The sequence below is a fragment of the Algibacter sp. L3A6 genome, assembly GCF_009796825.1.
In the GTDB taxonomy this organism is placed as follows: Bacteria; Bacteroidota; Bacteroidia; order Flavobacteriales; family Flavobacteriaceae; genus Algibacter.
This window is the reverse complement of sequence record NZ_CP047030.1, coordinates 4401627-4414368: the sequence shown is the minus strand read 5'-3', so window position 1 is coordinate 4414368 and position 12742 is coordinate 4401627. Positions and strand designations below refer to the sequence as shown.

The following is a 12742-nucleotide window of genomic DNA, read 5'->3' as shown; positions in this document are numbered from 1 at the left end:
AGGGATTTTCAATTTAAATTGTTTGAAAATCGATATTTTCAAATACCTTCATTATTGAATCAAGCAAACCTTGGTAAGTTTTCTTATGGAGAAGGAAAATATTTGTATTCAGAAGGCGCATTAAGGCATCCACAAGAATATAAAAAACAAAACGGTTTGTATGTGGAAACAGCATCTTTAGCTCCTTTAGAAAGCACTAATTGGATTCTATATGGTGGCTTGGAGTACCTAAACTCTCGAAAAGAAGAGGTGGAAAATAATCTAACTTATGGAATAAAGGAGTATGGATCTCCTTATTACTTTTTTCAAGAAACCACAGGGTTATGGAACCATCAAAACTATAATTTTCAAGTTAGTGGCGCTAATAGCATTAACTCTAAACTAACTTTAGGTGGGTATTTAAATTATGATACCAACTTTTATTTTAGAAAAACAGATACTAGAAACGAGCTAACGGCATTAAAAATTTTAGCTAAGGTAGCGTTAAGCTATAAACTAAACCAAAAGCACATGTTAAGTTTAGCTTTAAGCAATGAGTTTTTTAAAACAGATTCTGAACTTGGTAATAAATTTCCTGAAAACAATACAGAAGCTACTGCTAATTACTATTTAAATACGGGGTTAGGGTCTTACATTAAAAATATTGATAATGGTTTCGAAAGTAAACGAAGTATACCAAACTTACAATTACAATGGCTTTTTAAACATAATAATTCAGATTTGTCAATAGAAAGTTCTACTGGTTACGGACTAGAGCGTTGGATAGATAAAAATATTGTTAGAGTAGAAGAAAATGATGAGTTAACTAAATATAATTTTTTTAGAGAACGGTTAAATATTTACTACAATAGTTATAAAACAAATAAGCTTGTAGCATTGAGTTTAAATGCAGAGTACTTAAAAGGAAAAGCAAAAGTATGGGATGAAAATGGAGCTTACTATAATCAAAATTTTACGAGCACAAGTTATCGTGTTAAAACTGAAGGGAATATTTTATTTTATAATCAGTTTTTAAATAAGTTAAGTATAGGCGTAAATTATTATAATAAAAAGCAATTGGATTTGAATTATGCTTACCAGTTTGATTATCAGTATTTGGAGTCAGAGATATCTTTAGGGATAAATAAAAAGCTTTCTCAAAAAGCAGCGTTTTTTACAGATCTGGGGGTTTTATATCATTTGGTATTAGATATGGAACACGATCCCTTTGCTGCAAATAATATTTTTGTAGACTGGATAGGTAATAAGGTCGCTAATTATACAGATATTGATACGTTTAATGTTAATACCAAAATAGGAGTAGATTTTGCTCTTAAACACAATAATAAATTAGAGTTTTCTATAACTGGAGATTATTTAAAAGCAACCAGTTTATCAAGTAGTGAGGTAAGTTATTTTTCTAAAAACGAAGATTATTTAAGTTTAGTGGCAGGGCTAAAATTATATTTTTAATCCTTCTATTATCATAATTCTGTTTATTTAATATTTTCTAAAACTAAAAAATGAAGGCGTTAATTATTTTAATTATTTTTCTTGTCTCACCATTTACATGGAGCCAAAAGATGAATAATATTCATTTTGAAGAATACGATTTGGCTAACGGTTTACATGTTATTCTTCATAAAGATGTAAATGAACCTAATGTAATTGTTGGTACTAAATATCATGTAGGTTCTAAAAATGAATCTGTAAAACATACGGGTTATGCTCACTTTTATGAACATCTTTTATTTCATGGAACAAAAAACATACCTCAAGGAAAATTAGAGAACATCATTTTAAATGCTGGCGGATACTGTAATGCATATACCAATTACGATGTAACATATTACTATCAATTATTACCAGCGCACGAGTTTAAACTAGGGCTTTGGGTAGAATCTGAAAGAATGTTACATCCCGTAATTACGCAAGAGGGAATTAACCGAGAACGAGAGATTGTAAAAGAAGAAAGGCGTATGCGTTATGATAATAAGCCACTTGGAAATTCTTATTTTGATATGATGTCAAAACTCTATTCTTACAACACCTATGGGCATAATATGATTGGCTCAATGGAGGATTTAAACACAGCTTCTAAGGCAGATTTTGATGCGTTTTTTAAAACTTATTATATTCCTAATAATGCATGTTTAGTGGTTTCGGGTAATATTGATATTGAAGAGACTAAAAAATGGATTAATCTTTATTTTAAAGATATTCCGAAAGGTAAAAAAATAAAGAGACCTCATAAATTTGATAGGCTATCAGGATTAGAAAAACGTACGGAAATATATGTTAAAGGTTTAACAGATGAGTCTATTTTAATAGGGTATCCTTTAATGCCTCAAAGCGATCCAGATGCTCTTGTAGTACAGGTTTTTACAGCGCTTTTGTCTGGTAATTCTAATTACTCTTATTTTGAAGATAAATTAAAAGTACAAGAAGATACAATTATAAAAAGAATAAATGCATCTGCAGATTTTTGGGAAAAAACAAGTACATTTCGTGTTAACGCTAGTGTTACAAATGCAAATAGTGAGCAATACTTGCTCGATAAAGTTGAAGCTCAATTAAATTTATTGAAAAACACAACGGTAGATCCGGCTGTATTAAAACAAGTGAAAAGGCAATTTGAATCGGCTTTTGTAGATTATTTTTATCATGCAGAAACCTTTGCAGACAAAGTAACTAACTATTATCATTTACATAAAAACACATCCGATATTAGAAATCTTATAGACCATTTAAATAAAATAACTGTCTATGATATTCAGCGGGTTGCTAAAAAATATTTAGATAAATCTAATCGTGTTGTTATTGTTTATCACCCAGAATAGTTAATCAAAATGAAAACTTTTTATATATTTATTTTTATCCTTTGTAGTCATGTTGTAAGTATGGCTCAAGTAGACCGTTCTTTCCCTCCTAAAGCAGATGAACCCGAAAGTTTAAATGTGGGGAAATTAATTCCAATTAAACTTAATAATGGCCTTCGTGTTTATTTAGCGCCAGTAAAAAATTATCCAAAATTTACAATTTCCGTAAATATAGAATTGCCAGGTTATAATGAAGAAACCAAATTGGCGGAAAAAAATGTTTTAAACGCAGCTTACTCTAGTAAATTATCTAAAAAGTATCCAAAGGGAGAAATAGATTCTATTATCCGTAGCCAAGGAGCAATGCTGAATACAAATATGTATGGAGGCACAATTAAAGGGATGAAAAAGGATGTGGAACAATTACTAGATATGTATGTTGATGCTTTGTTAAACCCTGTAATTACTGCCGAGATAATTAAAGAAAAAAAAGAAGCAGAGTTAACAAAGCGAAAGCATAAATCTCAGAATGAAAATGTTTTAAAAACGTTTTCTATTGAGGCGGTTATAGATTCTTTACTTTTTGGAGCTATAAAGCAAAGTGCTAAAACAACACCTACTGTAAAACCAGAATACAACGGTTTAGCAATTAGCGATGTTGAAAACTATAAAAGGGACAGAATAGTATCAAATAATGCATTAGTTGTTATTATTGGTGATTTTACCGAAAAAGAATGTACTACACTAATGAATCGCTATTTCGGGGCATGGAAATCTGGAGTTTTTTATAGAAGAGAAAAACCTATTACTAAAAAAACAACAACTATTAAACGTCGAAAAGTAATAGTAAAAGATGTTCCAAATGCGGTGCAATCTGAGATTTCTTTTAGATGGAATTTAGAAGACGCATACACCTATTTTGATGACGATATAAAACTACAGGTTTTGAATGAAATTTTTGGGGAAAGTCAATTATCATATTTATATAAAAATTTACGAGAAGAAAAGGGTCTTTGTTACTTTATTAGGTCTTCGGTAGGTAGTTCTGCCAACGGCGGACAAGGCTCTGTTTACACTAGTGTTAGAAACAACCAAACCGCTTATGCAATAGAAAATATTATTTTAGAAATGCTGAGGTTACGCAACGGCAAGGTGAGTGCTTCAGATTTAAAAATAGCTAAAAACAGTTTAATAGGTGAGTACACACGGTCTTTAAACCCTATTGCTCCTATTCCATACATTACATTTGCCATGCAAAAAGATTTATACAATTTACCCGATAATTACTTGCAAACTAAAGTCGAGAAGTTTTATAGTATAAATACCGACGATATTATGGCTATGTCTCAAAAATATATAGATCCTTTTAAATGTGTAATAGTAATAAAAGGTAAAATATCAGAATTAAAAGGGGCGCTAGAAAAATTTGGTGATGTTATTTATTTTGATGAAAACGGGCAAATGATCAATTAAATTATAGTCTTAAACTTAAAACAAAACAAGAAGCAAAATATGAAACATTTTAAAATAATTTTCATCTTATTATTAGTCTTAACCAGTAATATGAAGGCACAAAATAAGCCGGCTTATCAGTTATTTAATAATAGAGGAAAACATGCTGATTATGGAGATATGATAGTCGATCTTGCTAATAGCGATATGGTGTTTTTTGGTGAATACCATACAAATCCTATTTCGCATTGGTTACAACTAGAAGTAAGCAAGAGTTTGTTTGATATCAAAAAAGATTCATTGTTTTTTGGTGCGGAAATGTTAGAGAGTGGTAATCAGTTGGTTTTAAATGAATATTTACAAGGGCTGTATCCGGAAAATAAAATGATACTAGAAATGACTCAAATGTGGGGTAATTATAAAACTGATTACAAACCTTTGGTCGATTTTGCAAAAAATAACAACTTACGTTTTATTGCTACCAACATTCCAAGGCGTTATGCATCTGTGTTGAATAAAAAAGGAATAAGTGCATTAAAAGAATTGAGTCCAGAGGCATTAGCTTTAATAGGTCCAGATCTAGAAAAATATTTTGACCCTACCGTAAAAGCTTATGCAGAAATGGCAGATAATATGGGAGGGCATATACCGCCAAATATGTTAAATATTCAAACGGCTCAGGCTGCTAAAGATGCAACTATGGCGCATTTTTCTCTTATAAACTTTACTAAAGGAAATTTGTTACTTCACTTCCAAGGATCTTACCATTCAAATTATGGTCAAGGTATTATTTGGTGGGTTAATAAAATAAAACCTGGTTTAACATTAAAATCTATCAGCACCGTTACACAATCGGAATGGGATGTAATGACAGACGAAGAAAAAACAACAATAGCCAATTATATTATTGTCGTTGTTGATAATATGACGCAAACAAAACAATAGTTTTATACAAGCTTGAAAGGAGTAATTAGTTCTGTTTTAGGACAGTTTATTTGCATTGGAAGCGATTATTTTGAAGAAGTAATTCCTTATGGATGGCTAGGCAACTCGCGCGACATATCCGTAACTCAGGCGCACTTCTGTGAAGTATGTCTAATTTTTTTTAGTATTTGCAATGCAATTTATTATCTTTAAACAATGTCTCAGAGATATCAAGTTATAGATAGTACTGTTCCAACATTTGTGACAATAACAATAATTGATTGGGTAGATTTATTTATTTGACCAATCTATTTTAAAACCCTTCGGTTAAAGTACATGCTCTGTGGTAATTTGAAATAAGAAAGCAATTAGTCACGCTTTACAAAAGCGCGCCAGGTTCTGCGATTATAGATGTGGCACGAGTTGAATATTGGAGACGAATTAGGGTCTGGAATATTTGGTATTTAAAAAAAGCATTTAAGATGACAAGACAAGAGATAGCTAAAATATTTGATGATGAAAAAGATAATTTTGATTCAATCAAAAATTCAATTGAAACAGAAGTAGTCAGTACAAAATATTCAAAATATGAATATTATGAAGTACTACCATTTTCTTACCAACGTTTGGGCTTTAAGAAAGGGAAATTAATCGAAAATTATCAAAACTTAAACAATAAAGAGGATACATACTCATATGGATTTATTCTAATAACAAGATTATTGAAATAAAAGAAGGCATTTCATTGATAGACCAATACTATTATCAATTTCTTTTTTACGAAAAAGGTAAAATGAAGTCATTACAATTCGATAATAGTAAAACTTTGCGAAATGTTAGATATACTTTCTTTGATGATAACGGACAGGTTATTAATATGGTTTCTCAAGGTCGTAGAGGAGGAAAAGATGAAGTTTACAAATACTCTAATGAAGGATTATTAGAGCAAATTTTAATACGCCAATTTGATAGACGCGGTAATGAAGCAGATTCTATAATTCATAGTTTTAGTTATTTTGAAGACAATGAATTAAAGAAAATAAAGAAAGTGTTTAAAGATGATACGACAGAAATTATTTACGAAGTGTAAATGGATGAGGCAGTTCCCCTCGCTAGTGCTCGTTTGTAACGAGTGCCGTACCGAGTAAGTTCTACAAAATAATTAAACCATAAAAGCTATCTATTCATTTAGGTAGCTTTTTGCGTTTTTAAGTAATAAGTAGATGCAGAAGAGAAAAAGGGATGGCGTTATTTTCATATTGCTTTATGCCTAACCATATGCATTTTGTTTTTAGAGATTCTAAGGAATACCCAATGAGTCTATTGAGAGGTTTTAAAAAAATATACCTCTAAAAGAATATTAAAAGCAATAGAAGAAAGCCCTACCGAAAGTAGAAAAGAATGGTTATTATTGATGTTTAAAAAAGCAGGAAAAGAAAAAGGTCATATATCAAAATATCAGTTTTGGCAACACAATAACAACCCTGTTGTTTATGGTTTTGTTAGCACACTTATAGATTGGAAATATAGTAGTGCTAATAATTTTGCAGACAATCATACGGTATTAAGAATTGATAATATTGAATTCTTAGGATAATATGAACGGCACTCGTTACAAACGAGCGCTAGCAGGGAGCCGTATTTTTATTATTACAACTATGTTGTACCTTATTTTTTTTGTTAATTTATGTAACTCTAAATCTCGCAACATAATGTCCAGTCTAATATGGTAAGTCCAAAATGACTTAAAACAATCATGTGAATCCAAAATTGTTAATTTTAACTTTAAAATTGGGTTTCTGCGAAGACTCACTTTAGGCAACAATATGAAAAAACGAATCTTTCTGAAAAAAACCATAGCTTTTATTTTTATAGTAATTGGAGTTTGTCAAATTTCAATTGCTCAATTTTCATAATTAAGCGAGTGTTTTTATTAAAAACCACATCTAAACATAAAAAACATATTATGAAAAACAGATTTAAATTAAATTTATTAATTACCAAGAGTTTATTACTTATTGTAATTATCGCAATGTTTACAGGGTGTAGTAGTGATGATTCTGAAAACAACGAAAGCGATTATACTGGAGAAATAGATACCTCAACTTATCTTTTAGTAATTGATCAAACAGGACAAGGCGCAGATCTAATTAATCATGACGGTGATGAAATTTTTAGCTGGGACTTTGACGCGAGCATAGGAAATGATGCCAGCTTATTAGATGACGGAAGTATGATTGTGTGCTTAAAAGCGGACGATGCCACAATTACCTTTGGTGGTTATGGTGGCGTATTTCAAAAAATAAATGCAGACCAAACCATAGACTGGGAGGTGTCTTACAGTACTACCGAACAAACAGCCCACCACGATGTAGAATACTTATCTAACGGGAATATCATATTTCCTGTATGGGAAGCTGTAAGCGATGCAACCGTAATGGGCTTTTCTGGAAGTCAAGATATTTACCCTGAGGCTATTATAGAAATGAATCCTTTAACCGAAGAAATTGTTTGGGAATGGCATGTTACAGATCATTTAATTCAGGACTACGACAGTACTAAACTTAATTACGGTACAGTACAAGACAACCCTAATAAAGTAGATATAAACTATAATAGCGCTCAAGAAAATGGTGACATTATGCACATAAATGGTATTACGGTTGATGAAGATAACGATATCATCTATTTAACGATTAATAATTATAGTGAAATTTGGGTACTAGACCATAGTACAACAACTACCGAGGCAGCTACAAATACTGGCGGAAATTATAACTTAGGTGGTGACTTAATTTACCGTTTTGGTAACCCATTAGCATATGATAATATTGGAGACGTAACTATAAACGATGTACATTATCCTAATTTATTAGATACGGGTAATATGCTAGTCTTTTCAAACAATATATACGATGAGCAATCGGCTGTTTTTGAATATCAATTAAACCCGCCTTATCAACTTGTTAGTGGTCAAGACAACGAGCCAGAAATTGTTTGGTCTTTCACAGATTCTGAATTATACAGTTCTGGATTAGGAGGAGCGGTACGTACGCCTAACGGAAATACGCTTATTGCTGAAGGTAGAGACGGAACTGTTTGGGAAGTTTCAGATAGCGGAGAAGTGCTATGGAAATATGCGGAATACGATACTATATGGAGAGTTTACTCTATACCTGTAGATGACGATGCACTTTCTTCTTTAGGTATTAATTAAATTACAAAAATTAAGTATAAGCCATTTTTTATTAGTTCGTAATGTAACAAACTACTTAATTGATTATTAAAAATTGGACTTGCAATAAAAAAGAGGACAATTAATTGGGAGATTTAAGCAGCTACATTTTGCTTATACATTTCTAATTCAAATTCGTTAATAGTTTTATACCCTAAAGTAGAGTGTATTCTTCTTTTATTGTACCAAGTTTCAATTCAAGAAAAGACTGACCCCTCGCTAGCGCTCGTTTGTACCGAGTAAGTTCTACAAAAGAATTAAAAAATAAAAGCTATCTATTCATTTAGGTAGCTTTTTGTGTTTTTAAGGTATGAATAGAAGTATAAATTTCATAATCCAACAGTGGCATATTTTGTTTCGTTTGCAAGGGTATATTGAGTAGATGTATTTACAAGGCGAAAGTTAAACATCAATATATAGAATAAAAAAAGCGCAATCCTAGATAGAATTGCGCTGTATATTAAAGGTCTTGCAGTGATATACTTTACAAGAGTTTAGATTGAAATTTAATCCTCTTCTTTTTTAATATATTTACTATATAAACCGTATAGAATTATTAGTACTAAAATCCCTAAAAGAATCTTACCTACAATTTTATCAAAAAAGGAAACACTACCTTCTGTAGGTATTTCTACATTAGCCATTTTAGCAATTTCGGTTAATTGCTCTTGTGTAATATCTAAATAGCTTTCGCCATCGTTAGCATAACCAACAATTACAGGCTCTGTATTACTATAAGATAACCACAGTATATGGCTTTTTACATATCTACTTCCTATATCAAAATAGGTACCGTCTTCTAATTGAAAATCTTCCGTATCGGGTAATTCAACAAGTTTTATTATTTTTTCTTCTGTACCATATGGAATTGGAATACGGGCTTTGGCCATACTTATTTGGCTGTAAAAAACAAATAATACTAAAAAAACAGGTAATTTAAAACTCATCATATTTATATTTAATTATTAATTTATGTTGAATATTTATAGTGATTCTAAAAACTTACAAGAGCTAATATATGTAATAAAATCTTTATTCTGATGAGAGAGTAATCTGTTCTATCAACCAACAATAGGTGTGTAAAAAAAATGGATTTCTTTAAAAGTAGTTTTTTTATTTTTAAAATATTGTATATCAATAATTTGGGGTTTTTAGGGGTTTTAATTATAGAAAAAGTGAAGTTGTATTTTATTTTATTGAAGATCATTTTTTTCGACGAAATACCTAATGATTCTAAATATTTAGTGATTAATTAATCGATTAATAACGTAATGTGACGTAAAATTTAACGTTATTTGTGAGAAATAAACCGTTAATAAACTATTGAAAAATGAAAATTTTAAAACTGAAAAGTATTGCCTTAATGTTAGTTGCTGTTGTTGGAATCTCTTGTGGATCTAAAACCGATAAAAAGCCATTACAAGATGAAACTTTAAGTAGTTTTATGTTGGGGGGTATCTATTTTACAAATGGTTATGGAGGTATAGCTGAAGTGAATAATATGCTAAGTGATTATAAAACAGACGAAGATATTGTAGCAGGGTATAAAGAATTATATGAATTTCCTTTTGAAAGAACCGATAAATCTGGTGCTCAACGTATGTTAAGAAGCATGTGGGATATAACCAATAAATCAACCTTATTAGAATCTATTACAGATTTACAAACTAGAGATTATAAATATAAATCGTGGGACTATGCACGAATAATTAATAATGCTTGTATGGGGTATGCATCTGGATATTTAAATAAGGAAGAAGTTAAAGAAATAGGCATAAAAACATTAGAGTTAGCCCGCCAAAAGTATGCTAGTTGGGAAGCATACTATACCGATTTTAACTTAGGAAGAGAAGATTGGAACCCTGAGGATGATGATAAAAAAGCATTTGAAGAATTATCAAAGAATATCTTTAAGGCAGAAAAATCTGTTTATAAAATATTACCGTTGCAATTAAAGAAATAGTACTTAACCTTAGGTAAGTATATATTACTCTAAAAAAACTATAAAGAATGCTTTAATAAGGCAATACTTTATAGTTTTTTCTATTTTAGGCCTAAATAAAACTTAATGCATAATCGGGGTTTTTAAGGGGCATTTATTTTTTTATTAAAAGCCTATAAGGACATAAGTACATATTAAAAACTTTTCATTTCATGAAACATCACATATTAACCATTTTAGTCTTAGTCGTTTTTAACACACTTACAATATATGCTCAAGATAAAATCGAGTATTTAGAAGCCCAAGCAACCATTACGGCATTAACTTCTAAAGTTAGAGCCAGAAACTCTACAGAAAAAGCTTCTATTACTTTCGTTACGCAAGGTGGCGACACCATTTTAAGTTCGGCTAAATTACTTCATATTCCATTTTTGGGATCTTTTAAAAAGGTAGGAGATCAAATTACGGTTAATTATCAAAAATCAAATCCTTATCTAGTTCAAAGTACTAATGAATTATTTGTGAGAACTTATGGCCTTTATATTTTAATTGGGTTTGGTGTTGTTATTTCTGCATATAGAATTATCAAAATTTCAAAAAATAAATTATTAAGTTAAAAGAGCAGTTTGTAATTGAGTTTAAAAAGCCTTTAAAGCTATTCATTGCCTTATAAAATTAGAGTTTAATTCATAAAAGTTAGTAATCTTATAGATTGGAAATATAGTAGCGCTAAGAATTTTACAGATGATCATGTAGTATTGAAAATTAATACTATTTTTTCTTAGGATAACAGGAAAGGCAATCGTTACAAACGAGCGCTAGCGGGTTTAATAATCTTAAAGCTGCGAATTTAATAAAGTTAAATACCTTCGGTACTTATAGAATTACAATCTATTCAAATTTTAAAAAAATAATAAATTCAAATTTACACTACTTAATGTTTAATTGATTACTAATTATTTTGTTTAGGTAGATTTCTGTTACAGATTATTAAAAAATATAAGCTAAACCATATTATTTAGAATTTTTAATTTTCACAAAATCGCCTATAAATAGCTTTTTTTATCAAACCCATAAAAAAGCGCCTCAATTTTTTCGTAATAAAAAAAAAGGGGGAGTGCTTTTTATATTTTTCACTCCTTTCGTTTTATTCAAGTTTATTAACTTCTGATCTCAACTTTTTATAAAATACAACTATGAAATCAAAGCAATTTAGTAGAAGAGATTTGTTAAAAAAAGGAGGGCTTTCTTTATTTACTTTAGCATTAATGCCAAATGATGTTTGGAGTGCTAATGTTATAGAAGCTCAAAAAAGCAAAAGTCTTTTTTTATATAGTTCTAAGAATACATTTAATGAATTTACACCACCTGTATTAAATGAAATTGAAGACTCCTTAGTGATTTTAAGATCTAATGAAAACCCTTATGGTCCACCACCAGAAGCAGCAAAAGCATTTCAGAATGAAGTATTTAAAGGAAATAGATATGCTTGGAACACCTTAAAAGAACTCGAAGCTAAAATTGTAAAGAATGAAGGCGTAACACCAGATCAAATTTTAATGGGACCTGGTTCTTCAGATTTATTAGAAAAAGTAGGCATGGTGTTTTTTAGTGAAGGTGGCAATGTTGTTAGTGCCGACCCAAGTTATATGTCGCTTATTGTAGTTGCAAAATCGGTAGGAGGTGAGTGGAAGTCTTATAAATTATTAGACGATGCTCAACACGATTTAGATGCTATGGAAGCAGGAGTAGATGAGAACACAAAACTTGTTTATATCTGTAACCCTAATAACCCAACGGGTTCAATTACCGATGCAAAAAAATTAAAAGAATTTTGCCGTAGAGTATCAAAGAAAGTGCCTGTTTTTGTAGATGAAGCCTATATCGAACTTTCAAAAAATGGTATAAAGGATTCTATGAACAGCTTAGTTGCAGAAGGTGAAAACGTTATTGTGGCGCGTACATTCTCTAAAATTCATGGTATGGCTGGTTTACGTATTGGCTATGTTATAGGTAAAAAAGAAACTTTAGAACGAATTAGTGAAATTACTCGTGGCGGAATGGGCATTACAGGGCCAACTATTGCTGCTGCTTCTACTAGCCTTGATAATGATGCATTTTTAATCGATTGTAAAGCAAAAATTACGGAAGCTAGAGATTATACCATGTCGTATTTAAAATCTGAAAAATTCTCGTATTTACCTTCTGAAACGAACTTCATTATTTTTGAAATCTCTATGGATGGAGAAAAATTCTTAGAAAAAATTTATGGTAAAAATGTTGCTGTAAGAGCTTTTAAATTTTGGGATAAAAACTGGTGTAGAGTAAGTATTGGAACTCTAGATGAAATGAAAGCTTTTACTAATGCTATTAGCGAAATCTTTGCCTAAC

12 protein-coding genes are annotated in these 12742 nt (G+C 30.5%); 11 read left to right on the top strand and 1 reads right to left on the bottom strand.

What is annotated here, in order from left to right; all coding sequences use genetic code 11:
• Window positions 1–54 precede the first annotated feature (54 nt).
• From GQR98_RS18120 to GQR98_RS18085, 8 genes are all read left to right on the top strand, one after another.
• Window positions 55–1452 carry a DUF6850 family outer membrane beta-barrel protein gene (locus GQR98_RS18120; protein WP_159020818.1) on the top strand — a complete coding sequence of 466 codons (1398 nt, stop codon included), beginning with the start codon at window positions 55–57 and terminating at the stop codon, window positions 1450–1452.
• Between the two features lie 50 nt (window positions 1453–1502).
• Window positions 1503–2819: a M16 family metallopeptidase gene (locus tag GQR98_RS18115; protein WP_159020817.1), complete on the top strand. Its 1317-nt coding sequence runs from the start codon at window positions 1503–1505 to the stop codon at window positions 2817–2819.
• A 9-nt stretch (window positions 2820–2828) separates the two neighbouring features.
• On the top strand, window positions 2829–4271 hold the full coding sequence (locus GQR98_RS18110) for a M16 family metallopeptidase (protein ID WP_158850656.1): 1443 nt from the start codon (window positions 2829–2831) through the stop codon (window positions 4269–4271).
• A gap of 90 nt (window positions 4272–4361) precedes the next feature.
• On the top strand, window positions 4362–5195 hold the full coding sequence (locus tag GQR98_RS18105) for a ChaN family lipoprotein (RefSeq protein WP_159020816.1): 834 nt from the start codon (window positions 4362–4364) through the stop codon (window positions 5193–5195).
• 461 nt (window positions 5196–5656) lie between these two features.
• A complete protein-coding gene (locus tag GQR98_RS18100; protein WP_159020814.1) occupies window positions 5657–5905 on the top strand; it encodes a hypothetical protein in 249 nt (82 codons plus the stop codon).
• Between the two features lie 62 nt (window positions 5906–5967).
• Complete coding sequence (locus tag GQR98_RS18095; RefSeq protein WP_159020812.1) at window positions 5968–6264, top strand: hypothetical protein; 297 nt, start codon at window positions 5968–5970, stop codon at window positions 6262–6264.
• Between the two features lie 321 nt (window positions 6265–6585).
• A complete protein-coding gene (locus GQR98_RS18090) occupies window positions 6586–6771 on the top strand; it encodes a hypothetical protein (protein ID WP_159020810.1) in 186 nt (61 codons plus the stop codon).
• Between the two features lie 369 nt (window positions 6772–7140).
• Entirely contained in the window at window positions 7141–8391 is a 1251-nt protein-coding gene (locus GQR98_RS18085; protein ID WP_233268048.1) for an arylsulfotransferase family protein, read from the top strand.
• A 524-nt stretch (window positions 8392–8915) separates the two neighbouring features.
• On the opposite strand, the gene GQR98_RS18080 is transcribed toward GQR98_RS18085, so the two are convergent.
• Complete coding sequence (locus GQR98_RS18080; protein WP_159020808.1) at window positions 8916–9356, bottom strand: hypothetical protein; 441 nt, start codon at window positions 9354–9356, stop codon at window positions 8916–8918.
• A 383-nt stretch (window positions 9357–9739) separates the two neighbouring features.
• On the opposite strand from GQR98_RS18080, the gene GQR98_RS18075 reads away from it, so the two are divergent.
• The 3 genes from GQR98_RS18075 (at window position 9740) to GQR98_RS18065 (ending at window position 12741) form a co-directional block, all read left to right on the top strand.
• Window positions 9740–10372 (top strand): DUF1266 domain-containing protein, encoded by a 633-nt coding sequence (locus GQR98_RS18075; protein ID WP_159020806.1) that lies wholly within the window; start codon window positions 9740–9742, stop codon window positions 10370–10372.
• A 191-nt stretch (window positions 10373–10563) separates the two neighbouring features.
• Window positions 10564–10968: a DUF3592 domain-containing protein gene (locus GQR98_RS18070; protein ID WP_159020804.1), complete on the top strand. Its 405-nt coding sequence runs from the start codon at window positions 10564–10566 to the stop codon at window positions 10966–10968.
• A 579-nt stretch (window positions 10969–11547) separates the two neighbouring features.
• Entirely contained in the window at window positions 11548–12741 is a 1194-nt protein-coding gene (locus tag GQR98_RS18065; protein ID WP_159020802.1) for a pyridoxal phosphate-dependent aminotransferase, read from the top strand.
• Window position 12742 lies beyond the last annotated feature (1 nt).